This window comes from Paenibacillus sp. 1011MAR3C5 (assembly GCF_003591485.1).
Lineage (GTDB): Bacteria > Bacillota > Bacilli > Paenibacillales > Paenibacillaceae > Pristimantibacillus.
In genome coordinates this window covers 778608-804513 of the sequence record NZ_QZCF01000002.1, presented here as the reverse complement: position 1 = coordinate 804513, position 25906 = coordinate 778608, and the positions used below count along the sequence as shown (strand labels likewise).

The window sequence follows — 25906 nt, the reverse complement described above, 5'->3', positions numbered from 1 at the left end:
TTTTTTCTAAATGAAAATGCAGCGTACTTATGCCAACAAAGCCGCGACAGTAGTCGCGGCTTTGTTCATGGGAGCAGATGACTTAGTCTTCCAGCTCCACGTTATGGTATACCTGCTGTACATCCTCGAGATCCTCCAGCGCGTCGATCAGCTTCTCGAATTGCGCCAGGCTCTCGGCGGATGGCAATGTGACATAGTTCTGAGCCAGCATCGTCAGCTCGGCAATGTCGAATTCCGTAATTCCCGCTTGCTTGAATGCTTCTTGTACCGCATGGAATTGATCTGGCTCCGCGTACACGATGACCGATTCGTCTTCCTCGACGATATCGCGAACGTCAACGTCGGACTCCAGCATCAGCTCCATCACTTCGTCCAGCGACTTGCCCGATACGCCGATAACGGCAGTCGCATCGAACATATACGCCACAGAGCCGCTGACACCCATGCTTCCTCCTGCTTTGTTGAAGGCGGAGCGTACAGCTGGCGCTGTACGGTTCACGTTATTGGTCAGCGTGTCTACGATAACCATCGAACCGTTCGGACCGAAGCCTTCGTAGCGCAGTTCTTGATAGTTCTCATCTCCGGCGCCTTTGGCCTTATCGATCGCGCGATCGATAATCGCTTTTGGCACGTTATACGTTTTGGCACGCTCAAGTACCACTTTAAGCGCACGGTTGGACTCAGGGTCCGGCTCGCCTTTTTTGGCGGCTACATAAATTTCAACGCCGAACTTGGCGTATATCCGGCTTGTATTCGCGTCCTTGGACGCTTTCTTTTCTTTAATATTGTTCCATTTACGACCCATGCTGCTCCCACTTTCTTCTTTATGGATTCTTCATCATTATAACCGATTTTGGGCGAATGTGGACAGGCTATCGCGCAAACTGGCCGAAAACCTGCATGTAAATCAGCTATGGGCTGTTGATATATTGCCTGGAGAAGATCGCATTGAACCACGTAGTCAGATCTTGAGCTTGTGTGACAGCATCCACTCGATCCACTCATCCTGATCGTAGGCATAATGCATAATTCGATGGCCTTCGCCGGGAATGGGGGTAAATCGTATTTGCGGATTCATGTCTTTCAATGCCTCAATCATCTCATGCGTTCTCTCGAACGGCACAACATCATCGGCATCGCCATGGAATGCCCAAATCGGAATATCCTTCAGCAATTCCGCCTGATCGGGGTTGAACCAGCCGGATAGTGGCGATACTGCTGCGAATAGTCCGGGCTTATGTGCCGCATAGTACCATGCGCCATGTCCGCCCATGCTGAATCCCGTCAGATAGACACATTTCCGGTCTACGCTATAGTGATCAAGGATATCATCGACAAGCAGCATGATATTCTCGAGTTCATCCGTCCATGACGAATCTCCCGGACATTGAGGGGTCAATACCAAAAAGGGCTGGCCATTGCCATGCTGCAATCTGGTGTTCAAACCATAATCGCGAAGAAGCGCAATGTCGTCCCCACGGCGATTGGAACCATGCAGGAACAGAATGAGCGGCCACTCTGCCGCGCCATCCTGCTCATAAGCTTCGGGCAAGGCCAGCAAATAATTGATGCTCTTCGAAGGCAAGGCAAATTTCTCATCCTGTACGATCATTCTGAATGCTCCCTTCCCCTGCTCATGATCAAGTCTAACAGCTCGCTCGGAGAGTTGAGCCGGTGCTTCGCATCAATGGTGTCCGGATTGCCGCAGCCCCATAAGGCAAGCGCAAAATCGATTCCAGCATCACGCGCGCATTGCGCGTCATAGATGGTATCTCCGATATAAAGAGATGTCGCAGGATTCGCTCCGGATAACTCCAGAAACTTTAGCAGCGGCTCAGGATGAGGCTTATGCCTGCTTGTGTCGTCTGCGCACACCACATAATGCAGCTTGTCCATGAGCCCATGCGGCACGAAATCCGCTTGAAGCTCATCCGTTGTTTTTGATGTGACGATGCCTGTAGTTACATCCTCATTATTTAATGCCATTAACATACTGTTAATGCCGTTAAACATCGTGATTGTATGGGCAAAATCAACCATATATTCGTTCCATCGCTCATTCGCGCGATCAATATCCTCAATCCCTAGCTGCGGAAGCGCGTCTGCGCCCGGTATGCCAAGCACAAACGATAATTGCTCCGCTTCCAGATGTTGTCCGTAATCAAGCTTCAGCAGCTTCTGCAGCGAACCCAGCACCGCCTTCTCGGTATCGATCAGCGTGCCGTCCACATCGAATATGAATGTCTGATACATGCCCTCTCTCCTTCTACCTGCTATCTATAGGCCCGGCTTTCTAACTACGTAAGTTATGCAATCCGATGCCAGTCTGACTGGTTCATCGCCCCTGGAAATCTCGAATACTAGCGGTTTGACGAGATGTTTCATGGTCTCCCATCCTTGATATGTATGTTGAAGCAGCTCATTCATCGCTTCTGTCGACATATTGATCTCGAACATCGGATCAAGTGCTTCATTCGTACGAATCGCCGTTTCCTGTATGTGGGTACCCATAATGATGCAAAGAATACCGCCTGGCTTAGTACCTAGCGCTATCTCAGCAAGTTTGCGCTTCAATTCATCCTCTGAGCCCAGATGCTCAAGCGTAGATACCGCGATGATCGCATCGAAGCTATCTGCTTCTATCCGGTAGCTTTCAATATCAGACTGAACAATTTCGATGTAGGGGTGTACCTGATGCTCACGGCTATAGCTCCTCAGCCCTTCAATGGCTGAGCTTAGCAAATCCACAGCGATCACCGTTCCGTTGAACGGCTTCAGGTAAGCGGCGATCGGAATCGTATTGCGGCCTACACCGCTCCCTAGATCAAGTACCCGCATGCCATCTGTTTGAATCAGCTCCGGCAGCACTTCCATAACCGTCTGTACCGGCTTATGCAGCCATGAACCGGCCTCGAATAATTTGTGCTGCTCATAGCATTGATCGTGATACCGTTTTTCCTCCGCACGGATGCGACCAATTCGATCCGATTGCTTGTGACTGGAATGGCTAAGTATAGTAATCCCCTCCTATTCGAATGGCTTCTCCAATAGGTTCTTAACGATCTCATTTGCTTCCTCAATCGTTGCTGCACCGTTGACAAAATAACCGTGATCTACAGGGTAATGTACGCTATAATCCTTAAGTTGCAGCCAGATATGATTAAAGTCAATTGTAAGGTACATCGAACCGATACTCGTAACATGACTTTCTTTTAATTCAGTTAGTACAGCAAAATAGTAGTGTCTGTCTTTCTTGAGATGGATATCATACGTTCGCTCTCCTGCAGTCAACGTCCCTTTAATGCTGTCACTTCCGAAGAGAAATCGCGATAGCTCGCCTTTGATGTAGACAGAGTCTTGAGCCGTAAAGCTGTTGTCATTGTCATAGACGATGCCTTGATAGGTTTGCTCAATGGCGATCGGGCGATGAAATTGATATAGGAAGTAAGCGGCAACGGCTATAACCAGTATGATTGAGAGATAGGCAAATTTCTTCATTGCAGCTGCATTCCACCTTTATGCAAATAGGTTGTTTATATAACCTGCATCTGATTGGCTAGCACAACAGACTCCTCAATCTGCCGTTCCGGCACATTCCAATATAAGCGAAGCAGCCGCTCTTTCTCCTGAGGGGATACAACTCTGAATCCATGCTTCTCATAAAAACCGATCGCCCAGCTTGCATCAGACCATGTGCCAATAAGAATGGGTTTGTCGGTGCAGGTTAACAAATGATGTAGCAGCTTGCCGCCTATGCCGCCATTGCGGGCAACAGACCGGACATATGCATGACGAATAAGACTGACGGCCCCCTTGTCTTGCAACCCCATTACACCAAACAACTCGCCGCTATCATCGGTATAACCCCAGAACTGGACCCCGTCATTCATTTCCTGCTCCAACTCCGATAAGGACATATAAGGCTCATGGTACCGGTCATCGGGAATAACCCCCTTATACACTACTGCCGCATCATTAATAATAGCGTGGATAGTCGTCACTTCATGAGCTTCGCATAACCGAATCATGGCGCTCCCCCTTTCTATTTCTCAGAAGTTTCTAGAAGCCTGAACTGATTATTCGCCTTCTCCCAGATATAGCGATTGGTGAACGTCTTCCCTTCGGAATTGTCATAGTAATCAAGTTCAAAGCCATGATCGCCCCAGATTTGCAATTCAATAGCGTTGCGGCTTCCGCCGCTGGCAAACAGCTCTTGGCGCCCGGCGATTACTAATCTTTCTATGGAATAATCCTCTCTTATCGTATAAAGCTGATAGAAATTACCGTTGCTTGTCCCATATTGACCAAGGGCAAAATCCATGTTGCCATCCCCATTATAGTCTGCGAATGACAGCTCGAAAAACTGATTGACCTGTTGAAAGAAGGAACTGTCGATATCGAATTGTCTCACGATTTGATCAGCGGCATCACGAATAATGAATTGAAAGCTCCCATTCCAATTTCGACCCATGAAAGCTCCCGGATTCCAATCTTCAAAATATCGGCCCTCCACCATCGATACATCCAAGTAGATGTCTTCTCCCACATAAGCAAGGAGCGGATTATGGGAAACCGTCATTGGTCCCTGAATCTGAATAGCAGTTGGATTGGTGTCTGCTTCGTGATTCGTGAAGCCGTTATTCGAACGCTCAGACTCCTTGGCTAGAGGAGCGGATTCTGACAGATTAGACGACTGGCATGCTGTAAGGATCAACACAAAGAACAGCATAAGTACTGCTCTCAGTTGACGCACCACTCTACCACCTCCTCAATGTTTGACTGTAATGCCCCTCTTTTCGGCCCAGGCGCCAAGTTCCCTTTGTATCATCGGAATGCGCTCTTTGTCGCACTGAAAGTGTAGGGTTCTGTTCAACCACCCGGCGTCATTCCGATATACAAAGACGGACACTATTCCATTCGATAACCTCACTTCCTGCTTAACCTATACATGCCTCTGCCGATCAATCCTTTTTCGTCGTACTCCACATGCAAGCCTTCGCGGATGAAAAGCTCCGTCAGTTCATCTCTTGAGAATAAGCCCAGCTCAAGCCGTTCCTGAACATGTTGAATACCGTTACTGCGACCTATCAAATAATCAAATTGTAGAATAGAAATTGAACCAGTCGTACTTGAATGAGACATTCGGCTAATCTTGCAATCCTCCGATTCGTATTGATGGACTGTCACATAACCGGGCTGCCAATCTTCTGGAGTAAACCAGGGTTCAATCAGGATGATGCCATCCGGCTCCAGATGCTCCTTAAAGCTGCGCACCGCTTGCTCTACACCTCTCAGCGTTCTGGCAAATCCGATCGAGCTGAACAGGCAAGTGATGACATCATAAGTTTGATTGAGTTGAAAGCTCATCATATCGCCGACGGTAAACCGCGATTTCGGATTTCTTGTCCTCGCCGCCTCAACATGAGATTCATTCAAATCAATCCCATCCACTGCGTAGCTGGCTTGCAGGAAGCTTGCGTGCTTTCCCGTTCCGCACGCAATATCCAGAACCGTTCTGGCATCCGGTCGCTTGCGTTCAATCAAGCTTTTAATTGCAGTTGCTTCCTGTTCATAGTTTTTGAAGCTATATATCGCGTCGTAGAGCTCGGACTGCGCTTCTGACATCGTCCTTACTTCCTTTCTTGTCGGCATATAAAGTGCCTATCGTTGACGCCGAATGACAAATGCTTTATCCAATCGTTCCATGCCAATCCGTTCATAGAATCCCACTGCGGTTGGCGCTGATATAAGAATATATTGAACTTCTTCATTGCCTAGCTTCTCCTGCAGCTTCTTCATGAGACTTTCGCCGATTCGCTGCCCGTGATAATCCCGATCTACAGCCAAATCCGAGATGTAGCAGCAATAAGCGTAATCCGTAATGGCCCGCAATACGCCAACCAGCTTGCCGTCCGCTCTTGCCGTCAGCAATTCATCGGCTTGGGCCAGCATGCGTCCGAGTCGCTCTAGATCATGCGTCGGCCTTTTAATACCCGACTGCAGGAATATCTCAGCCAGCTCCTCCGGGGTAATCGTATCATTTTCGTGATAGGTAATTGACATGGGGGGTCCCTTCTTTCTAGTTCGTTAACTGTCTAGTTGAACCAGCTCATAATGCTCGACTGCCGGGAATGGATCATAGTAATGATGCAGCAAGGCTTTCCACTCTTGATAGGGCTGCGACTCCCGGAAGCCGACCGTATGATCCTCAAGCGTCTCCCAATGGACAAGTAGGATATACTGGTGGTCATTCTCGATACAGGACTGAAGCTCATGCTTGATATAACCTTTCATGCTGGATATAATGCGTGACGCTTCCCTAAAACTTGCTTCAAATTCGCGGGTCAGGCCCTGCTTAATATGTAATACGGCTACTTCCAAAATCATCGTATTTCTCTCCTCTTTGTCATTTAGATCATACAGCGGTTCAAAACCATCTGATATGCCTGAGCTGGGTCAACCATCTGTCCTTCCACTTCTGAAGCTTGCTTCTGCGATCAGGCTGAAGCTCAACACCTGCAATTTCCGCAATTTCTTCTACAACATCTTCGATGCTCATAGGGTCTGTATCAATGTGATGGCGAAAGCTCTCCTGTTGAAGTCCCTGTACACAGCGGTCAATTTGCTCCGCCGCCCAGGAGTTTGCTCCCTCTCTTCTCTTGTTCAACCGTGCCAACAGCACGTCTCTCGAAGCGCATAAGGCCACATGCACAACCTCGATCCCATCTGCTCTCAAACGTCCCACGATCTCCTCGAAGTAGCGTGTATCTACTATGGTCATTGGGACAATTATGGGACCGTTATATTCTTCATGAAGCATCTTCAATATGGCATAATTACATTCGCGCCAAGCGGGATAGTCTTGGAAATCCCCGCGAGTGACAGAGGACGGCATATGCTTCCGCAGGAAGTAGCCCATATTCTCCGGGTCATACAAGAAAGAACCCGGCAGTCTTCTGCATAGCTCATGGGAGGCTTGCGTCTTGCCAGCGCCAAAAGCGCCGTTAATCCAGATTAGCTTGGCCGAACGGCTAGATTCACTAAGGCTATAAGTCATAAGCCATCCACGCTTCGTCATACCGTTTTCCATCCACAATGAGGGCATTCCGCTCCAATCCATAGCTATGGAAACCAAGGGACGTGTACAATTGCGTCGCCCCTGTATTCGTTGTGACAACCGTCAACTGGATTTGCTCAAGCCCCTCCATTCGGCTTGCTTGCTTGATGACTTCTTCAATCAGTCCTTTGCCTACTCCATGCTTGCGGTAATCAGACTTGACGTACACTCCCCATATCATTCCTTTATGCCTTGTCTTGCGTGCAGTATGTCGCAAAAATCCCGCCATCCCAACCAGTTGGCCATCGGCGTAAGCACCCAGTACAAATTGGCTGGCCGTTGCCTGAACTTTCGCCCGCACAGCCTCCGGTGATGTCTCTAGCGCTTCCTCGTAGGAGCTGCCGAAAGCCTCCGGACTAGTTCGAAGCGCCTCCAAGCGGAGTTCCCACCATACCGGAGCTTCTTCAACCGTAACAGGACGTATGTGCAGCATATGCATTCACTCCTTTGCTTTCTTGTTCTCAACACAAGCTGTTTCATAGACTCCATCTTCAAATAAGAGTGCATTAAGCTGCAGACCGATCGAGCAGCCTCCATCTATGCCGATTTTATCCCCGGCAAACCATACATCGGCCTTTGCGTGGAGCTTTGTCGTGATGGTATGTCCGAAGATGACTGTTTTGTCTACGGTGGTAGGATGAAGGTAAAATTCATCTTTGATATACATGAAATCATGCTCGGATTGCAAGGTCCAATCGGACATTCCCGGCCGCAGCCCGGCATGAACATAGATATGGCGATCATCTTCCAAATAAAGCGGCAAGCCCGCCAAAAAGTCCAGATGGCTCGCATATTGCTCCTCCATGATTCGGCGCACTTCCTCCCTGCTGCGCTCCGTTACTTCCGAGAAACCTGTATAGCTTTGCAAGGTAGGCGGGCCACCATGCTCGGCGAATTTGTGAAGTACGACTGGATCGTTTCCCCGGATCAGATCGACAAGCCGCTGATCATGGTTGCCGCGCAGCGCAATGGCGCCATGTCGCTTCACAAGGCCCATCACCGCTTCGACAACCTCGCGGCTTTGTGGTCCCTTGTCGACGTAGTCGCCAAGCAAAATAAGCCGATCCTGCTCTGGGGCATAACGCACCTTCTCCAACAGTCTCTCAAATGGCTCCAAGCACCCATGAATATCGCTGATCATGATGGTCCTGCTCATAGCTGCGCCACCATCGTAATCGAAGTGCCCACCACGCCGATCTCCTTGAATCCGTAACGGGTATACAGCCGGACTGCCGTTTCATTCGACGGATCAACGCTTAAGGACAGCCTATCGATGCCGTCAAGCCGAAGCTGTTCGATCAGTCTTTCTATAAGCTGCTTGCCGAGCCCTTTCCCCCGGTGCTTCTCCACAATCGCCATCCCCATTTCCGGAACCTTGTCACCGGCATAGCCGAATCCTTTGTTCGCCTCGGTGTACAGACGTGCGGTAATCGAGCCTACTGCGGCTCCATTCTCATCCCTTGCAATAATTCCGACATCGCCGCTTCTGCCCCATCCCTCTACATATTTGGCCATAAAAGGCTCTTCCAGAATCGAACGATTGAACGGCTTTTGTCCTTCCGGTATATAAAGCGACTCGAATAACATATCCCATAGAAAAGACGTATCTTCTTGCGTTGCTTTGTGCAGTGTATAGTTCATATTGTCTTCACTCTCCACATCTTTTTCTATTAATCTACCGCTTCTGCTTTGGCAGCTGGAATCGTTTGACCGTCATAGGACGGCATAGATTCAGGCTCTGGATGGAGCGCTCGCGATACTGGTCCATCAGCCGACGAAAAATTCTGGCAATTCGGATGCTGTCGCTAAGTGCGTCATGTCTAGCCAAACCCGAATCGTCGACCCCCAGTCGTTCTATCAATAAATTGGTGGAGATAACCCCTTCTTCTTCGGGGTACAAATATTGATAGAGTACTTTAGTATCCAGAATGGGCATGTTCAGCACAGGGAGCTGGCGGCGATTGCATTCCGCTTGGATAAGCGGCCAGTCGTATTCATAACCTGCTTGTGTGACGAGAATCGTGCCTTCGGCAAATGCAAGGAAGTTATCATAAACCTTATCCCAGCCTGGTGCATCCGCAATATGGTCGTTGGTCACACCCGTCAATTGTTCAATGAAGGGCGAAATCGACACGGGAGATCGCACATAGGACATGTAAGACGAATCAGGAAGAAGAGTATCATTGCTTGCAGCAGAGATGCGAACGGCACCGATTTGAATAATATGATCCTTCACTGGACTAGGCCCGGTAGCTTCCAGATCGAACACGCAATACGTTGAGTTGAACAAGTTGTCCACCGTAAGCTCCGACACCTCATATTCAGCTTCGGATATAAATTGAATCTTCATTCCTCCACCCCTATCGTGATTAACTGCTGTTCTGTCCCCTTCCGCTTGCTTCAAGCAGCGGTTCATACATCATTAACGCTTTGTTTTCTGTCACAAATTCGTCTGCAATACATTCAAGGCTCCTATTCAGCACGCGTCGATAGATTTGGTTGTGTCTGGTATAGCCGCCCCAATACTCTAGTGACATACGATGCTCGCGTTCATAAACCTCATAGTGATACATTGATGGCTCAGCGCATCTCCATTCGCCTGCCAGATACTCATCGGTCAGGTGAAGCGAGAGCTGATAGGGTACATCCGTAGCATTATAGATTTGCAGATCCAAATAATTGTATGCACAAGTCGCGCCGCTGCCGAAGGGCTGTGTACGGTTAGCATCCGGGAAGACATCGTAGCTGTGACGATGACGCTCTACAACCGTTAGAGGTGTATGGAGCGTCATCCAATAGAGCAGGTTCGATAACTGGCACAATCCCCCGCCGACACCGCTCTTGAAGCTGCCGTAGTGAAGAATCATCCCTTCTACATATCCCTTTCTTCGGGTAGGCTTGCCGATCAGTCTCCAATAGGAAAAGGTTTCTCCAGGGTTCAAGATGATCCCGTTCAACCTTTGCAGCGCAATCTTCAAATTTTTAATTTTATTATACTGCATGGACATGTCCACTTCTCTTAGTTGGCGAAGCAGCGGGGTCTGATGTGAACTGATGCGATAAGGCAAGGACGTCGTAGAGACTGTTCTTGAGAACTTCTTGCCGCTGAATCGCCAAGCGAGGTGTCTTCTGAACCGGTAATACATCGTACCCGCCATAATTCTTGCCTTTGATCGCTTGATTGGCTTCATCTCACATCTCCTTTGCCTCCAACAGAGCCCAATGATTGGAAATGATTGTAGCGAATAAAGCCGAAAGGTGTCAAGCACTATTCGAATGCATAGCGGACACCTTCGGCTATTTGTTTCTATTGGCTAAGGCTGAGTTCCCCACACTAGATTGCCATTGTGGTAAAGCGTTATTTTGTCATGGTCAGCAAATGAGGTCATGGATGGCGCGTAGGAATAATCATTAGCTTCGTTGAAGTTAGACCAGTTGCTGTTGTTTATTCTCACTTTAATAACCCCAGTATCGCCCAAAGCCGCCACGCTGCCTGCAGCCGCAAGAAATCCTAGCTCAAGATAAGCATCGGCTGTTGCCGTCGGGGAGCCCATTGTATAGAAGCTTCCTGTTATATGGGTCTTGCCGATGACGGCGTAGTCAATCGTAAGATTTTGGGCTACGGCAGCTTCCCGCTTGAAATAATAGCGAACCGTTAACTCGCTTAGCGGAATGGCTGTCGCACCGGTATTCACAATTTTCAGGAATGGCTTAATCGCATTATTGCCTGCTGCCCCGTCTCCATCCTCATATTGAATCTTAAGTGAAGATGTCCCTCCGCCACCTCCTGAAGACAATGTTGTCGCGCTGGAGGGCACGCTGCTGGCGGATACGTTGTTGAACGCATCATACGCCTGAACCGTATACGTATAGGACGTGGATGAGCTTAGCCCTGTATCGGTATAGGACGTCGTATTCGTTGTGGCGAATTGCACGCCATTGCGATAGATGCGATAACCGGCTACGCCTACGTTGTCTGAAGATGCGCTCCAGGTCAACGATATTGCGCTGCTTGACGCTGCTGTTGCGGTTAAGCCTCCGGGCACAGACGGCGCTTGCCGGTCCCAGGCTACCGGAGGATGGCCCGCAAAAAACTGATTGCTCGTATACGTATTTCCATCACTTGTGTCACCCAGGCTTTGGTTCGATGTCTCATTCGCGGGACACCACGGACTGCTGCTCGTACGATTCACTTCTGCAATATCGGCTGTAATGCCCGTGTTGTTCTGGCGGTAGCCGATATTGTTGCGGATTGTCACATTTACGCCCTTTACATCGATATAGCTATCGGCAAAGTTAAAGCCTACACCGGCAATGCCCGCCCCTAGAAATAGGTTGTCTTCTATCAACGTATGGGAAGTGCCTTCCTTAATATCAAGCATTTCAGCGGCTACGGCAGGACCAATCACATTATTCCGCACAATCGTATGCAGCACAGCGCGATCATAACCTTGTCCCGGACCGACGCTGCTGCCCGGCAACCCTTCGTTGACGTCCCATACTGAGCGGTCCGAGCCAATATAGATGCCTTCGGCGAAGCCTTTATCCGCAGCATTGCCAGTTGCTCCGGTCTCGTCGACAATACTGTTCTCAATAATGGCATACGAGCTGCCGTCCCGGATGTGAATGCCTTCCTGTCCCACATGCCGTACGGTTACTCCGTTCAAATGCACATGATTGGCGTTATCGAGCACTATGCCCTTCTGGCCATGCGTAACCGTAATATTGTTGACGTTCCAATAATCACCGGTTAAGTATAACGTGTAACCCGGTGAGGAGATGGCGCCGCCTTTTAGAATAGCCGGAATGGCTGGATTGGCGCTTTGAAGCGTAATCGGCTCGGCAGCGGTTCCATTTGCTCCCGAATAATAATAAGCAGGTCTGATTCCCACGGTGCTGGCCGTTGTCAACTCATACGTGCCAGGCGCAACCAGGATGATATCGCCTGGAACAGCTTGCTGCAAGGCGACCTGTATCTCCGCGACGGTGTCAACCTGGATAATCGCTGCGGCTTGCGCCGCCTCTGGTGTTCGAATCGCAATGGTGCTCAAGACTAGGACTAACGCTAATAACCCTATCGTCATTCGATGCAGGACTTTCAATGGCTTTCCCTCCTCATAGAATGGAATGCTTGCATGACGGCGCCGTCACTTTCCATCATATTCAGGCATGGGAATACCAAGAATTTTATATTTGCTGATGCCCGTCCTTCAAGTCCTGACGCGGTCTCTCAAACACAATCTCATAACCGGTAGGCTTGCCGTGCCCATTGTAGTCAGTTGGCAATACTTGCACCAGTCGCCACCCTTGAGCTGCGTACTCCATAATTGTCTCGCGATGGGTTGCCTCTGAGAAGAAACCGCCCAAATGAGTCTCCACAAAGCAATACTCGTACATTTGCCTGCCTCCTGTCTGGCTCACTCCGTAATACAGCTGCAGATCATAATCTGGTTGCCGTCCGGGTCCATGAACGTAAATTCAGATAAGTCCGGGTACACCTGTATGGAGCTGGTAATCTTCGCTCCGATCCCCTTCACATGCTGAAAAGCCGCGTCGATATCATGCGCACTGAGGTTAAACAGCGGATGTGTGGATGGCGTAAAATGATAGTCTTGATCGAAGCAGTGGTTGTCAAGCGTTAGCCCGGGTCGTCCCTCTCCCATGGGGAAGGTAAAGATTGGGCCGATATAATCCTTCGGCGGAACCTCTACCCCGAGTAGCTTCGAATACCATTGAATCGAATCATTCAAATTGCGTACATGTATAAATATGGTGTCGACGCGGTTCATAATCGGGCTTGCCATGAATAGATCCCCCTTCTATATATGTGGTATTGCATGACTCCCAAATGAAATTACAGCTTCAATACATAACCTGTCTTCACATCGCCGCGATATCCGGCTGTTTGATAAAACCGATGAACAGAATCGTCCGCACGGCTCGTCAGAAGCATAATCTTGTAGCAGCCGCACTGCTCGGCTATCTCCTTGGCCTTGTTCAAGGCTATTCGGCCCAACCCTCTTCTTCTGAAGCGGCTATGCGTGACGACGTTTTCGATCAAAGCGTAGGGTCTGGCACCCCGCGTCAAATTTTTTAGAATATGTACAACGCATGAAGCCGCAAGCACACCATCTTGCTCGACAACAATGATATTCAGTGAATCGTCTTGCATCATTGCTTCCCAATGAAGCCGCAGCTCCTCGCTATCTGCCAGATCAGGATCTTGCTCATTCAAATGTTTGTATAGTTCCAGAAGAGCATTCCGCTCATCATGCCGTATGAGTCTTACGCTTGCTTGCTCCATTTCATTCTCTCCTTTGCCCATAACTATATTTCCAATCCAACTTGCTATTCTATAGGACTACCGATAATTCTTTAACAAAGACGGCATTGCCCGAGACATGGACGCTCATGCCCTGACCGGTGCGACGTACGTCCACCTGTACTCTGCCATCGCGCAGCAATTCATGGCCTTGTTCAACCTGGAACGACAGACGCTCCAATCCGGGCTGAATATAGGTCATATAATAGGCCCCCATGACACCGGACGCCGTCCCTGTAACGGGATCTTCAATCGTGCCGGAATAAGGCGAAGAGAAATGTCTGGCATGCATCATCGATTCAGGATGAGCGGTTTCTAAGCCGAATGGATGAATCGAGGCGCGAGGCATCTCGGTCAGCAATACAGGAAATTGAGAAGATTCGGGACGCATGTTGCCAAAGGCACTTAATGTTCGAATTGGAATAAGCAGTGTCCAGGTGCCTGTGCTTCCGTATACAATGGGATACCGTAAATCCAAATCTTCCAACGACAGGCCGATAGCGTGCATCAGCCGCTCCTTATCTCCTTCGAAAGGCACAAACTGGGGTTCGCTTTGCTGCATCCGAATCGTCAGCAGATCGCTGGATTCAACCATAAGCGCAACCGGCAATATACCCGCTTTAGTCTCTATCGTGATTTCAGGTACTGGATTCAGATAACCTCTGGTTCGAAGGCCATATATTGCCGCCATCGTGGCATGTCCGCAAAGATTGATTTCATGACCGGGTGTGAAATAACGAAGCCGTACCGTCGCCACTGAAGAGGATTGGACAAATACGGTTTCGTTAAATCCAACTTGCCGTGCAATCTGAAGCATCGTCGATTCATCCAAGTCATCAGCATCGAAGACAACACCCGCCGGATTACCTTGATTCTGCACATGGGTGAACGCGTCATAATGATAAACAATCATGGCTTGCATCCTCTCTAGTTAGTCATTAGCATTTTTCACCGTTAAAAGAAGAATAGATGTATCCTGATTACCCCTCCTATAGAGATGGTTAGTTCTGCCAGTAAACCCCACCCTCGGACTTGACCATGAGTGGGGTTTGGGTATCTTTTATAACGAATAAATATAAAGTTTTGTTATTCATTTCCATTATACCATTCGTCTTTATAACGTCATATATCGACGCTTCGACTTTTTTTGATACTTTTCAACGATCCAGCCCCGGATTGGAATCAGCTTTCAACCATCTTTCCAATACGACAGCTACTCCATCCTCATCATTCGTCCTTGTGATTTCTTTAGCCAATTGCTTAAGCTCGGGAACCGCATTGCCCATCGCGACTGGCCATCCGCAGCATTCGAATAAGCCCATATCGTTATAATCATCACCGAAGACAACGACATCTTCCAGCGATATCTCAAATGCCCTGCATACAGCAGCTACTCCAAGCTCCTTAGCAGCTTCATTCGATGAGATCTGAATAAGCCCTCCACCATCCGTAACAACAATATGAAGCTGATTGGAGTATCTCTGTAATAATCGTTCGGTATTGAACGACCCGGATATTAGCACTTTTGTCGCAGCTTGCTCGCGCATCTGCTCTATTGGGGTGACTGCCGGAGGTTGATTCACGCCTACACGAGATGATGCGTCAATAGGTCTAAGACTCATCCACTCGTCCAGCACTTCAATACTAAGCTCGATATCCGGATTCTCTCCGACACAAGCGTTCAACAAGTCGGATGTCAAGGCAGCTGGAATAGGGATATGAAGCTCAAGACCCGTATGGGCGCACTCGATATAGGCTCCGTTGTAATAGACAAAGGAGCCTAGCTGCTGGAGCTCAATTGGCAGGAGCTGCTTAACCGTTCGTGGAGGTCTTGCTGTAGCATAGATGACTTTGATTCCTAGAGAATGGCAATCTCTCACGGCTTTAGCATTACGTGCGCTTATTTGTTTGTTCGATTGAAGCAATGTGCCGTCTAGATCCAATACGACCGCCGAGACTCTCATGCGCCAGCCTTCTTGCGAGGAATAGAAGTGACCGTATACGAATCACCTTTCAGCAGCTTGCCGATGTAGAAGATTTGCCCCATATGCTCAGAGAAGTGGGCGGCACATTGAAACAGCATGTCGAGATGAGTTCTCTCCTTCCCTCTTACAAGCTGAGTATGCTGCCACTGCCCTTCTGTCAACTGAGTGATTGTGTCTGTCACGATAAGGAAAGACTCGGTAGTCAGCTGAACCAGTTCCGGCTTGGACAACTGTACCGGCTCAAACTCAGCTTCACGGTCCCGCAGGATGGCTTGACCTTGTATGCCTGACAGGATCCGTTCGTTAATGTTCCCTCTAATATGTACAATTAGATTACCGATGCTATTGCTGGACTCATTGGGCCTCCAGTTCAGCTCTTCATCATCCAACTGGTTAATTACTAGCAGAATACGCCGTTCGATCTCGTTGAATTTTTGAATAAGCAGGTCACGCATCATTTCCAATCGTTATCCCTCCCCGCGTGCGTTCAACAATTCTTCCATCTTGAACAAGGCGTGTACACGGACACCGATCTCCTCCAGCTTGCGTCTGCCCTCAGGGTTGCGTTCGATGACACATATGACATCCTCGACAATTGCGCCGGCTTCGCGCAGCTCCTGCGTGCTCATGATTACTTGTCCGCCGGTCGTAATGACATCCTCAACTACGCATACCCGCCTGCCCGATATGCTTGCTCCCTCGGCCAACTTGCAGGTTCCGTATTCCTTTGCTTTCTTGCGGACAAAAGCCACAGGCACTCCCGACTGAAGCGAAAGTGCGGTTACTACAGGAATGCCGCCCATCTCTAAACCCGCGAGAACTTCCGTACCGTCTGGAATTAGGGACACTAATTGCACCGCTATGTCATGCAGAACGCCAGGATTAGCCTCGAACAGATATTTGTCGAAATACTCGTTGGATATTTGCCCAGACCGCAGTGTGAACGTGTCGCTTAGATGGGCTGTGTCATAGATTTGCTTTTCCAGAGATCGTGTCATAGGAACCTCCCCAATAGATTTCTATTATCATACAATTATTGGTGTGTAAATGGGAATACTTTTTATCAAATTAGAGATCGATTCGAATATCAATGATCTTGGACCAGCTTAGGTCATTACCTAACCAGCCCTCTTCATTATGTACATACAGTAGTTGCGTATCATGCCACTGTTCAATTCCTTGATCTGAGTTAAAATAAGCACGCAGCTTGTATGTTCCCTTCTCAGCAGGTGCCCATATGCCGTAAAAAGTGTCCCTGTCCCAAGTGAAGAATTCGTCTGCCGCAACTGCGTCCAATATCCTGGGCTCATCCTTGTCGACCAATGCAATGTTGGTAGGCACAAAAAATCCGAGCTCCTCATCCTTCGCATCATACGATAAGCGATTGATTCCCGTAATGACCGGATACATCAGATGGGTACTGTCGGCCTCCTGGGTAAGCGTGATATCAAGCACATAATCCAAGTCCCTATTCGGATTCGTATTGCTACTGACGGTTGCTTCCAGCCTGATATCATCTGGTTTGGTTTTTGCGGTTGTTGTTGACTGATACGCGTAGAACCCTGCAGATAGAATCAGAATGACCGGAAGCACAGCCAGCACTAGACTCTTGTTGTTCATGAGATATAAGCCCCTTCATTAGTTCTTCTAGTCTATTAGAACGTTCCAAATCTGCTGGAAGTTACATCTTCCCCCATAGAAATTTTACATCGACAGGGTAGTTGCCTATCGTTCATTGCAGGTTCATCTCCGCCAAGAGCGGAACATCCTTCAAATTGGCAAGACGATAGCTTATGGAATTGTTCGGTATCGCAGCATCTTCCTTTGATTGAATTTAGATTATACAAAAAGCCCACGGCCGCTTATTAGGCATTACGTGAGCTCAAACGGATAGAGAGATTTTTACTAGATCAGAACAAGCTTTAAATACTATAATCATCTTCGAATGCGAGCAACGTGGGCTTGATCGAGGTTACCGTCTTGGTACGCTTATAATAGCGCAGCTCTACTTGTTTACCTACTTCAATATGATCAAATTGTTCATTCGGGAGACGATACGTATATTTATCGCCGTTTGCATCTGTTACATATATCTTATTATGCATTTTCTCCGTCAATGTACCGGTAAAGGTCTGCTTATCCTGATAGATGAGATCCAAGCTAATCATAATGATGACAAAAAGCAGAACAGGAATGCCCAGAAAAAAACCGAAGTTCAAAATGGCCGGATGGTTATTGTGAATATTTGACCATATGAAAAAACAGGAGATGATGATCGATCCTGTCGATGAATACAGGGCTCTTCTCAAATTTTTTGTCGCTTTGCTATATTCTATAGGAAGGCATCTCCTTTCATTGGGGAGCAAATAATAGCAAATATTAAATTTGAGAACCGATTTAACTTCCAAAAAACCAATTTTGCTTTAATCGTGTGACCAAATGCGTCTTACATGCTGTAATTGCTTCTCTATAAAGGTAAGCTTGAAAATATCAGGCATCGATAATGCAGCCCAGAACGCATAATCAACCTGTGGATCGTAGTACTGCAGCATAAGCGTCATTATATCGCCATGCGTTCCAATTGCGAGTGTTGTCCCTTTGTGTGCTAACAAAATCTGTTCAAGCACTTTCACAGCGCGAGCCTGTGCTGCAACACTCGATTCCCCTCCCGGATAAGCAAATGTTTTGTCAGCATAGAGCTTCCTTTTGGCATCCAGAAAAGCGTCCGGCTCAAAATATCCCATGGCCCGCTCTCTCAAATCCTCATAGAGCCTAATCTCCATGTCTTGCTGTTCGGCAGCAGGACGAATCGTCGCTATGGCTCGTTCATAAGGACTGGAGATGAAGGCGTCTATTTTCTCTTCTTTCAATAAGTCCCTTATCCTCAGTGAGTGATTTTCCCCCACATCGGTTAACCCTCTGCTTCTCTCTTCACCTTCAGCATAATTGGACTGAGCATGTCTAACCAAGTATAGAATAGTGACCATTAGGGCTCTCCTTCAGTCATTGGCATAGGTCGAGCCGCTTCTCGCCCTGTTCCCATTCTTCTGTACTTTCGCAGAATAAAGAAATGATGCAAACAATAACAGTCTTCTAGATACAAATATCGTATGATGACAAAACCGGCTAATTGGAATTCGCATGACTTTCTGAAGCCAAATTTTCATTTCTCACCTTGCCATGAGTCAGAATCCATAATCTTCAGAACACCATTCCTGTGAAAGTCATCGTGTATCGCCTCTGGGAGCAATTGTGCTAATTGCTCCTTGTCTGCCCATGCATATGCCGAATGCTCCTCCGAAAGAATGACGGTATCCTGATCTGTGCTGCAGTGATAAGACAATAGGATGATCTGGCGATCTGGTGCGGTATGAAAAGTCGTCGCATACATCAGTTTTTCAACGGTGATGCCTATTCCCGCCTCTTCGCTGACTTCCCGAATGAGTGCCCGCTCCAACTGCTCGCCGAAATCAATCTTGCCGCCTGGGGTCTCCCATTCGCCTGCAGCGACTTGATCCTCATCGGAACGCCTCATCAGCAGAACTTTGCCATTTCGAATAATAATCGCCTTAACGACTACAACCATTTGATTCATACAAGACCTCCATACGTGCAAGAATCTGTTATTCAGTCCAGATTGAATCGGTCACCTAACGAATTAGGTTGTGAAATGACAAGAAATTCAATGGCCTGACTGCTTTTCGATTCATCCAACCCACCGTTTTTGAAAAAACAGCTTTCTCCACAGTAGAGATCACCTAATCGTCCTCCGTTCACTGGCAGCCTGCAGATTGATCGCCTATGTCATGCCTTCCATTAGGAATTTTTCAGCATGAGCTTTATGGCAGGATGGGAGACTACATGGCGGTCGCGATACGCTGCGGCAATGGAGTCTACATGCTCGCTTAATACGCCGCGCTGGAGAAGCGCCGGCGTGAACCCTCTTTCAATCGCCCCATTGTAAGTGAACAACACGCAATGTTCCATCGCAAAGCCGGATATGACCACAAAGTCAATCTGATGATCGCGAAGCAGCTGCTCCAGCTCCGTCTGCCAGAAGGAGTTGGAGTATAGCTTTGTTACAACAAGATCCGACGACTCCATCCGAACTCCCGGAACTGTAGCATACAGTTCTTGATTTGTCTCGTCCATCCCGTCTACATCTTGCACATGTACGACAAGCTGATTGCTGGAACGAACCATAGCCGCAACATGATTAATATATTCACAAGCGCTTTCCACACGCGCAGCATCCACTTGCCTCAGATAAATCTCCTGCATATCGATGATAATTAGTGCGATGTTCATTCTTGTCTTCCGCCTCTCTTCTCGTTGATGTAGATATCCAGTGCAATAATACCGCGTTTCGCCAATCGAATAAACATGATCAGTGCTATAAAAATGAATACGACACCTGCCAAATATACCAATAGCATAATAAAAGGCCACCCTACAAGTAAAGATTGATCCATGTTGAAAACTCCCCTTTCAATAGGTTTACTAATTGCCGTCGAGACATTATCAATTGGACTGCGCCTCCATGCGAGGCTGAAGAAGTTGCTTTAACTTATTTGAAGCATGAAAGGAATAGTGCTGTCCCTGAAAAGTTAACCAAAACACCTCGTTGTCTGCATGAACCAAAAATTCCAGTCGTCGAAACGGCTCACGATAATTTTCGGTATCCTGATACAGCAGCAGCCTCCACTCATTCCCTTCTGGCAGGTAGGAATATTCATTCGCAGGAGTAGATTGCTTCATTTCCTCATAGAGCTGACGACCTTCTTCATCATGTTCATGATAGGACCAATAGATCGTTCCCTCTGGATTATGGAGCAAGATGCTGAAGCCTTGTTTTGATTCTTCTCGATCGATCGTTAAATAAGTGTTCATCTGATCACGTGGGTAGAACCAATCCTGCACCATGCTGTGGAGTGGCACAAATCCGATGAGATAGACTACAATGCCAAGAAAGATGACCCTGCGTTTATAGGTTTTGTTTTGTTTGGCATTTCGGTAGAACAGCCATGCCAGCAGTACGCCTACTGGCAAATGCAAACCATTTAGGATAAAGCGAAAGGGTGTAAGCAGCAGATACCCTGCCGTCTTCCAGACCAAGCCGCTTTCATCCTGTCGATCAGTCCGTTTCCAGATCAGAAGCACAAGCAATATTACCGGAACAGCTACGATCAAGGATGGCATAACCAGACTCCAATAATAGTAAGCCATAGCGAGCCTCCCGCCTATATCCAAGTCCGATAGCTGCCTGCTTTGACCTCAACCTGGTGCAGGTTAGCCCATTCTTTCAAAGCTTGAATGCCATCATCATGTTCGCGGAAAGCAAAACATAAATAAGTGGGTACAAAACGTTTGCCTCGCGGTACGATGCCGATAGAAGGATTGAAATTACCCTGCACGATTATTTCCTCAATATCTGCAGGTTGAATTTCCCTATTGTAGAGGACTATGGCATTCTCCACAAACTGTAGGTGGTTTGGCTTATACTTAATTAATTGAACAACAATAATAATAAACCAAGTTGCAAAGATGGAAAAAGGAATGGATGTCATAATAATGGGTATTACAGATTGAGACAAGTTTGATCGAATAATCAGCACGACCAACAACCCGATCATCATAAGTCCATAAGGAATCACGGCATAATTGCCGAAAGGTCTTTTTATGGCATATCTTTGAACCGCTTCCATGCTTCGCCTCCCTTTACTCAGATGTAGCGCTTCTCCTTCATATCCGATAAACAGGTGCTAACGGTAAGCTCAAGCAAATCCACAACCTCTTGCCAGTCTAATAGCTCCAAAGGTTCATTCATCGCATCATGCCTATGATCAAAATCAAACAACAAATCCTTCCACAGCTCAGGCAGCAAATCTACCTGAATTTCATCCATCGCTGACACTTGCTGCTCAATAGGTTGAATGGGGAGAGACAACTTATAATGCTGAATCAGCTTGCCGTTCAGTTTCCAGAAATCGCGGTAATATTGCGCCTGCGCTTTCTTCTTCTGCGGCTGAGGCAGCCACTTGATCTTTTTCATATAGATTTCATCCACCCAGATCTGATCGGATATGAGATGGCTGTAATAGCCTAGCAAGAATGGGTTTGCAGCACTGGACAAATACTTGGCGCGGAAGCCCTCCAGATCAACAAAAGCTAGCCCATTTCCATCGATTTTTATAAAATGCGAAGCGGATTTGGCTGCGTTCATATTTTTGCATACATCCGGCGCCATTCCGCCGAGGATGAACGATTCATCTGCAAGGTTGATCTCCCTAAGAATCCTTGTAGATATGGCGAAGTGCATCACTCTTGAACCCATAGCTTCGCTCCTTCTAAGTTAAGCTTCATTATAGGTAATGATTTGGCCATTCGAATAGTGGTTTTCAATAATCCTTAGCAAATGCAGACTTAATTCCTCCGGTGTAATCAATTGCCCTGCTTCATATACCGAAATTGTTGAGCCATACCTAAGCTTTGCTCATCCTTACTGCGGGCAATCGCCTGCATCTCCGTGTCGACCATACCCGGTATGACGGCTATCACTTCCACAGGATTCGGCTGATTCTGCTGCTCCAGCCCGACACATTGCGTAAACATGTTCAGACCCGCTTTGGCACTGCAATAGGAGCTCATGCCCGGCGCAGGATAAGACCCTGAACCTGATGTGATATTTACTATCTTACGTCTCGTATGGATGTGCGATGTCGATTTCATGAAAGCCGAAGTCAGAATCATTGGGGCGATCAATCCTGTTTGTATATTGACAATGAGATCATCTGTCAAACCCGTGCAATGCCGTATATATAAGCTCCCTGCTCCAATAGATCTTTGGCCAATTGTGCACCGATTCCGCTTGACGTTCCCGTTATGATAAAGTGTCGTGCAGCTGATAGCATATAAAGTCCTCCGTATATGTTCAAATATATGAGACAAAAATGTGCCCTTACATACAAGCTATTATTTACTCGTAGCCTGGATATGATAGGGTAGCTCTGCGAGTTGGTATTTGCTATCAGCAGGATTATCGACGATAACCTTCAACGGGAATATCTTGACCGGTTTATCGGAGCCGAGCCAATTCCGCTCAGTAGAGGAGAGAATGAATAACCCCTCTTCATCCCCGATGGGGGCGAATAAAGAATCTGCATTCAAATACACTTGCTCGCTCAATAAGGCCGTCAATGCTTCAGCGGTCTCTTTCACATTCGTTACCGGCAAGCCGATTTCGCTGATGCCTAGCACATCAAGTGCGCCAAACTCTTTCCCTACTTTTCCAGTTAGATCATGACGAGCTATATATTCAACAATATTGCCTGCTGGGTCGTAGAAATAGATAGAGTCTGAGTTCCAGCTGTTCGAATGAACGACTTCCCTGCCATCTACGAGATTTATCGCAATACCAAGCTCCCTGATCGATTGAATAGCCGAATCTAATTGGTTTGGCGAAATATTGAAGGCAAAATGGTAATATGGCATTATTTCCCCATGATGAGCTTCAAAAGTTAGAACGGAATTGCCGCATTGCAGACGAAGTTCGGATTCGGTAAAGGCTAACACCGGCAAACCAAGCAGTACGTGATAAAACTGATGTTGCTCATCTAACCGGCTTGTCTGCAGGATCACTTCTCTTATTTTCATGCTTCAGTCACTTCCCTCCATTAGCAAGGTCGAAAGAGAGTCTGCACAGTTAAGATTATCTTTTATCGTTTCATCGCTTTCCAGATATACCTATGCTCTCGAATCGTCAACTTTCCGTCTGTCGTATGCTCTTGTATTTTTTGTTCCAGCAGCGCACGATAAGCTGGCTGCGTATAATCGGGGTTGCCGGGCGTGTCGGCTAGAAACTTCGAGAATTCAACTTCGATCGGGAATTCATACACAGCATCATGGTACTCTTCGAATTCGACATCCGTATACGCAGAAGAGGATAACCGTTCTTTAACCTTGCTGACATCATTATGAATTCCAATTATGATTCCGCCAGCGCGAAGAATCCGGCTATGCTCGATAATGGAAGTAGGTCCTCTCCGATCATAGATTAGATCGAATTGTCCATCTGCGAATGGCAGCTCGGTTTTTGTTGTTGCATAGACAAACTCTATATTGTGGACATCACTGGCATTCATAAGCTTCTGGGCAATCGCGATCATTTCCGCGGAATTATCGAACCCGGTAATATGGCCGGTATGAGGTGCCATCTTTAGCGTAAACTCGCCGTGGCCGCAGCCGGCGTCCAGAACCCATTCACAGCCGGGCAGCAGTTCCTTTAATCTTACTTCGAATACCTCTTCAGCAGACCTTCCGATCACATTGAATATCGCCCTGCCTTTATACCCACCGTTCCTTCGTGCGATCCTATCATACCATTCTATCCCCATGGCTCTACCTCCTTATTCTAGTTAAAGGAGTTTCAGTATACCTTTATTTGCTATAAAAGGTAAGAACCAATTTGGGTTAAATAGGTGAATACCGTGGACTGTAAATGGCTATAGTCCTTTGTGCAAAAACTTGATGGATGAGAATTCCTGATATCCTCGCTTTAGATAATAGGAATACGCTGGTGTACGTTCATCCGTTAACAGAACAATATTATGAATACCATCAGTCTTCAAATTCTCGCTAGCAAAATCCAGTAAACGAGTACCGATTCCCTGACCCTGTACAGACGATTTGACATAAAATTCGTCAATGTAATATTCTTGTCCCCTCCACCAGTGCTTCACTCTGCCTAGCATAACGCCATTAATCGTTCCCTCTTCGTCAAGAGCAACAAAAGCCCGAAAGCCGGGAGTCTGTGTCAAGTCGGAAATGAAAGTTGTGGCAACCGAATTCGTCCATTCGTTATTCCATGGAGCCGCATTAAACACATCAATAAATAGCCCAACACAGCCTTCAAAATCTTGCGCTTGATAGGATCTCATGTTCATCCTCTATCGCTCCTTAATTAAAAAATGATAGGGTCAGTTAATTCTGCCCATTGTATAAACGGTTCATCTGTTGTATCCCTTGCAATAGTACCGATCATGATTGCCTTATGATGTGGATGATCATTGTAATGTTTAATCATGTAATGAATGATTCTTGAAAGTTGAAGGTGTAATACTTCGTCTCGATGAACCCAATGCAATTCGCCTTCAGCGGATTCTATCCAATTCGTTTGTTCGGTCGTCCCAAAATAAACAAACTGCTGCCTGATCTCATGTTCTTTAATGCGCAGCAAAATATATCTTAATGTAAGACCTTCCACCTCATGTTCCTTAATACCCGACTCTTCGAATATCTCACGAAGACAAGCTGACTTCGGGCTATTCCATTCATAAGGCTCAAGATGTCCGCCAAGCCCTGTCCAGAACACATCAGTTGAAGAAGCTGGTTTTACTTTCTTCATCATGAGTACACTGTCGTTATGAAAAAGAAATGCAGTTGCCATTTGTCTAAGCTCCAACATCGACCATTCCTTCAAAAAAAATAATTTAGAACGATTCCCGCTCTATACCGCTTTTATACAGGATCGAGAGCACCTCGTCAAGATTCGAACTTATATAGTCCGGTTGGTAGCCGTCAGGTGGTTGCTTGTTCAGCCGATTTAGCCAAATTGCCTGTATGCCTAGTTGTTGAGCGCCGCTTACATCGCTAATGATTGAATCCCCGATGTGGATCACTTCATGAGGCTGCAAGTTGACTCGGCGAATTGCCTCCTGAAATAGTTCCGGCCGTGGCTTATAGGAACGGACATCCTCGCTAGTTAATATCTCATCTACTTGAATGCCATGATAGCGAACCGCCTCTGCGATATCGCTTGTATCGATGTTAGATAAAATGTACAGGGGTATCCCCTGGAGCTGCTCCAAGAAAGACAATGTATCTGAATAGAGTATTGGTCTTTTCCAGTGGTCAAATTGAACCTGTATGAGCTCTTCCGCAGTCCCGCTAGACTGAAAATGTTCAAGTGTCTTCCTGAGCGATTCAATTCCAATCCATCTTTGGGTTTGGAAGGTGTCGCCATAGCTGCTGCTGAAGATTGACGAGAAGCTCTTCCACCAGAAGCTGCCAATCTCTCGCTGACTGCAAGGAATGGATGCAGATTGTTGAATCTTCTCGTAGATGACTGGCAAAATATCATCATCTTCATGTACTAAAGTCCCATAAAAATCAAGAAATATAGCTTTGTACCTCACTACTTCACACATCCAATCACTCAAAATCCATTCTAAACTCAAAGATTGCAGGATGAACATAACCCACCGGTGGCAGTTAACCAAAGGCGGGTTATGGGATTTTACTCTATAACATGCGGCTTGTCAGCAATCTAACCATATAGTAGATAAGGGCGATAGCGAAAAACCCTGCGATCATAAAGAGGAGCGTTCGCCATCCGAAAGAGCTCTGTATGTATCCGAAGGATACTTTGTGCTGCAAGTAATCGGTAGTTTCATAACTTTTGACAATGTCAGGGACAAACTTCTT

The 25906-nt window shown here is 47.2% G+C and carries 39 protein-coding genes; all 39 read right to left on the bottom strand.

Features of this window, described 5'->3' with window-relative positions; all coding sequences use genetic code 11:
• Positions 1-82: 82 nt before the first annotated feature.
• Positions 83-805 (bottom strand): YebC/PmpR family DNA-binding transcriptional regulator, encoded by a 723-nt coding sequence (locus tag D3P07_RS08890; protein ID WP_119799818.1) that lies wholly within the window; start codon positions 803-805, stop codon positions 83-85.
• Between the two features lie 156 nt (positions 806-961).
• Positions 962-1612: a carboxylesterase family protein gene (locus tag D3P07_RS08885; RefSeq protein WP_119799817.1), complete on the bottom strand. Its 651-nt coding sequence runs from the start codon at positions 1610-1612 to the stop codon at positions 962-964.
• The gene (locus tag D3P07_RS08880) at positions 1609-2253 is read right to left on the bottom strand and encodes an HAD family hydrolase (RefSeq protein ID WP_119799816.1); all 645 of its coding nucleotides are present in this window, start codon (positions 2251-2253) and stop codon (positions 1609-1611) included. Before D3P07_RS08880 ends, D3P07_RS08885 begins: the two co-directional genes overlap by 4 nt.
• 24 nt (positions 2254-2277) lie before the next feature.
• On the bottom strand, positions 2278-2970 hold the full coding sequence (locus tag D3P07_RS08875; protein ID WP_310732544.1) for a class I SAM-dependent methyltransferase: 693 nt from the start codon (positions 2968-2970) through the stop codon (positions 2278-2280).
• A 57-nt stretch (positions 2971-3027) separates the two neighbouring features.
• The gene (locus D3P07_RS08870; RefSeq protein WP_119799814.1) at positions 3028-3498 is read right to left on the bottom strand and encodes a hypothetical protein; all 471 of its coding nucleotides are present in this window, start codon (positions 3496-3498) and stop codon (positions 3028-3030) included.
• Between the two features lie 35 nt (positions 3499-3533).
• The gene (locus tag D3P07_RS08865) at positions 3534-4028 is read right to left on the bottom strand and encodes a GNAT family N-acetyltransferase (protein WP_119799813.1); all 495 of its coding nucleotides are present in this window, start codon (positions 4026-4028) and stop codon (positions 3534-3536) included.
• Positions 4029-4042: 14 nt separating this feature from the next.
• Positions 4043-4753 carry a hypothetical protein gene (locus D3P07_RS08860; protein WP_147384497.1) on the bottom strand — a complete coding sequence of 237 codons (711 nt, stop codon included), beginning with the start codon at positions 4751-4753 and terminating at the stop codon, positions 4043-4045.
• 173 nt (positions 4754-4926) lie between these two features.
• Positions 4927-5625 carry a class I SAM-dependent methyltransferase gene (locus D3P07_RS08855; protein WP_182914231.1) on the bottom strand — a complete coding sequence of 233 codons (699 nt, stop codon included), beginning with the start codon at positions 5623-5625 and terminating at the stop codon, positions 4927-4929.
• A gap of 36 nt (positions 5626-5661) precedes the next feature.
• Positions 5662-6063 (bottom strand): GNAT family N-acetyltransferase, encoded by a 402-nt coding sequence (locus D3P07_RS08850; protein WP_119799810.1) that lies wholly within the window; start codon positions 6061-6063, stop codon positions 5662-5664.
• A 24-nt stretch (positions 6064-6087) separates the two neighbouring features.
• Complete coding sequence (locus D3P07_RS08845; RefSeq protein WP_119799809.1) at positions 6088-6387, bottom strand: antibiotic biosynthesis monooxygenase family protein; 300 nt, start codon at positions 6385-6387, stop codon at positions 6088-6090.
• A gap of 40 nt (positions 6388-6427) precedes the next feature.
• The gene (locus D3P07_RS08840) at positions 6428-7078 is read right to left on the bottom strand and encodes an AAA family ATPase (protein WP_259391401.1); all 651 of its coding nucleotides are present in this window, start codon (positions 7076-7078) and stop codon (positions 6428-6430) included.
• Complete coding sequence (locus D3P07_RS08835) at positions 7047-7550, bottom strand: GNAT family N-acetyltransferase (protein WP_119799808.1); 504 nt, start codon at positions 7548-7550, stop codon at positions 7047-7049. The genes D3P07_RS08840 and D3P07_RS08835 overlap by 32 nt, the downstream gene beginning before the upstream one ends.
• A 6-nt stretch (positions 7551-7556) precedes the next feature.
• Entirely contained in the window at positions 7557-8273 is a 717-nt protein-coding gene (locus D3P07_RS08830) for a metallophosphoesterase family protein (protein WP_119799807.1), read from the bottom strand.
• Positions 8270-8758 (bottom strand): GNAT family N-acetyltransferase, encoded by a 489-nt coding sequence (locus tag D3P07_RS08825; protein WP_119799806.1) that lies wholly within the window; start codon positions 8756-8758, stop codon positions 8270-8272. Before D3P07_RS08825 ends, D3P07_RS08830 begins: the two co-directional genes overlap by 4 nt.
• Positions 8759-8792: 34 nt before the next feature.
• Positions 8793-9467, bottom strand: coding sequence for a 3'-5' exonuclease (locus tag D3P07_RS08820; protein ID WP_182914230.1), 675 nt, complete (start codon positions 9465-9467; stop codon positions 8793-8795).
• A gap of 19 nt (positions 9468-9486) precedes the next feature.
• The gene (locus tag D3P07_RS08815; RefSeq protein ID WP_119799804.1) at positions 9487-10308 is read right to left on the bottom strand and encodes a VanW family protein; all 822 of its coding nucleotides are present in this window, start codon (positions 10306-10308) and stop codon (positions 9487-9489) included.
• A 123-nt stretch (positions 10309-10431) separates the two neighbouring features.
• Positions 10432-12219, bottom strand: a complete 1788-nt coding sequence (locus tag D3P07_RS26930; RefSeq protein WP_182914229.1) for a cellulose binding domain-containing protein — start codon at positions 12217-12219, stop codon at positions 10432-10434.
• 85 nt (positions 12220-12304) lie between these two features.
• Positions 12305-12514, bottom strand: coding sequence for a DUF4177 domain-containing protein (locus D3P07_RS08805; RefSeq protein WP_119799803.1), 210 nt, complete (start codon positions 12512-12514; stop codon positions 12305-12307).
• A gap of 20 nt (positions 12515-12534) precedes the next feature.
• Positions 12535-12921 (bottom strand): VOC family protein, encoded by a 387-nt coding sequence (locus tag D3P07_RS08800; protein ID WP_119799802.1) that lies wholly within the window; start codon positions 12919-12921, stop codon positions 12535-12537.
• A 50-nt stretch (positions 12922-12971) separates the two neighbouring features.
• A complete protein-coding gene (locus D3P07_RS08795; RefSeq protein WP_119799801.1) occupies positions 12972-13421 on the bottom strand; it encodes a GNAT family N-acetyltransferase in 450 nt (149 codons plus the stop codon).
• Between the two features lie 49 nt (positions 13422-13470).
• Positions 13471-14352 (bottom strand): PhzF family phenazine biosynthesis protein, encoded by an 882-nt coding sequence (locus tag D3P07_RS08790; RefSeq protein WP_310732540.1) that lies wholly within the window; start codon positions 14350-14352, stop codon positions 13471-13473.
• A gap of 244 nt (positions 14353-14596) precedes the next feature.
• The gene (locus tag D3P07_RS08785; protein ID WP_119799799.1) at positions 14597-15403 is read right to left on the bottom strand and encodes an HAD family hydrolase; all 807 of its coding nucleotides are present in this window, start codon (positions 15401-15403) and stop codon (positions 14597-14599) included.
• Entirely contained in the window at positions 15400-15882 is a 483-nt protein-coding gene (locus D3P07_RS08780; protein ID WP_119800022.1) for a DinB family protein, read from the bottom strand. The genes D3P07_RS08785 and D3P07_RS08780 overlap by 4 nt, the downstream gene beginning before the upstream one ends.
• A 9-nt stretch (positions 15883-15891) precedes the next feature.
• On the bottom strand, positions 15892-16422 hold the full coding sequence (pyrE, locus tag D3P07_RS08775) for an orotate phosphoribosyltransferase (RefSeq protein WP_119799798.1): 531 nt from the start codon (positions 16420-16422) through the stop codon (positions 15892-15894).
• Between the two features lie 70 nt (positions 16423-16492).
• Entirely contained in the window at positions 16493-17044 is a 552-nt protein-coding gene (locus D3P07_RS08770; protein WP_119799797.1) for a hypothetical protein, read from the bottom strand.
• Positions 17045-17346: 302 nt separating this feature from the next.
• The gene (locus D3P07_RS08765; protein ID WP_119799796.1) at positions 17347-17733 is read right to left on the bottom strand and encodes a hypothetical protein; all 387 of its coding nucleotides are present in this window, start codon (positions 17731-17733) and stop codon (positions 17347-17349) included.
• A 114-nt stretch (positions 17734-17847) separates the two neighbouring features.
• Positions 17848-18411 (bottom strand): histidine phosphatase family protein, encoded by a 564-nt coding sequence (locus tag D3P07_RS08760; RefSeq protein ID WP_119799795.1) that lies wholly within the window; start codon positions 18409-18411, stop codon positions 17848-17850.
• 176 nt (positions 18412-18587) lie between these two features.
• On the bottom strand, positions 18588-19019 hold the full coding sequence (locus D3P07_RS08755) for an NUDIX hydrolase (protein WP_119799794.1): 432 nt from the start codon (positions 19017-19019) through the stop codon (positions 18588-18590).
• 221 nt (positions 19020-19240) lie between these two features.
• Positions 19241-19732 carry a cysteine hydrolase family protein gene (locus D3P07_RS08750; protein ID WP_119799793.1) on the bottom strand — a complete coding sequence of 164 codons (492 nt, stop codon included), beginning with the start codon at positions 19730-19732 and terminating at the stop codon, positions 19241-19243.
• Positions 19729-19896: a hypothetical protein gene (locus D3P07_RS26925; protein ID WP_182914228.1), complete on the bottom strand. Its 168-nt coding sequence runs from the start codon at positions 19894-19896 to the stop codon at positions 19729-19731. The genes D3P07_RS08750 and D3P07_RS26925 overlap by 4 nt, the downstream gene beginning before the upstream one ends.
• Before the next feature lie 49 nt (positions 19897-19945).
• Entirely contained in the window at positions 19946-20650 is a 705-nt protein-coding gene (locus D3P07_RS08745; protein WP_119799792.1) for a hypothetical protein, read from the bottom strand.
• Positions 20651-20664: 14 nt separating this feature from the next.
• Positions 20665-21129, bottom strand: a complete 465-nt coding sequence (locus D3P07_RS08740) for a hypothetical protein (protein ID WP_119799791.1) — start codon at positions 21127-21129, stop codon at positions 20665-20667.
• A gap of 17 nt (positions 21130-21146) precedes the next feature.
• On the bottom strand, positions 21147-21758 hold the full coding sequence (locus tag D3P07_RS08735; protein WP_119799790.1) for a zinc dependent phospholipase C family protein: 612 nt from the start codon (positions 21756-21758) through the stop codon (positions 21147-21149).
• 107 nt (positions 21759-21865) lie between these two features.
• Entirely contained in the window at positions 21866-22153 is a 288-nt protein-coding gene (locus D3P07_RS27455) for an SDR family NAD(P)-dependent oxidoreductase (RefSeq protein ID WP_259391424.1), read from the bottom strand.
• Positions 22154-22396: 243 nt separating this feature from the next.
• Complete coding sequence (locus D3P07_RS08725; protein ID WP_119799789.1) at positions 22397-23077, bottom strand: VOC family protein; 681 nt, start codon at positions 23075-23077, stop codon at positions 22397-22399.
• A 62-nt stretch (positions 23078-23139) separates the two neighbouring features.
• Positions 23140-23817, bottom strand: a complete 678-nt coding sequence (locus tag D3P07_RS08720; protein ID WP_119799788.1) for a class I SAM-dependent methyltransferase — start codon at positions 23815-23817, stop codon at positions 23140-23142.
• 108 nt (positions 23818-23925) lie between these two features.
• Positions 23926-24366 carry a GNAT family N-acetyltransferase gene (locus D3P07_RS08715; RefSeq protein WP_119799787.1) on the bottom strand — a complete coding sequence of 147 codons (441 nt, stop codon included), beginning with the start codon at positions 24364-24366 and terminating at the stop codon, positions 23926-23928.
• Between the two features lie 17 nt (positions 24367-24383).
• The gene (locus D3P07_RS08710) at positions 24384-24869 is read right to left on the bottom strand and encodes an NUDIX domain-containing protein (RefSeq protein ID WP_182914227.1); all 486 of its coding nucleotides are present in this window, start codon (positions 24867-24869) and stop codon (positions 24384-24386) included.
• A 43-nt stretch (positions 24870-24912) separates the two neighbouring features.
• On the bottom strand, positions 24913-25677 hold the full coding sequence (locus tag D3P07_RS08705) for an HAD family hydrolase (protein ID WP_259391400.1): 765 nt from the start codon (positions 25675-25677) through the stop codon (positions 24913-24915).
• Positions 25678-25906 lie beyond the last annotated feature (229 nt).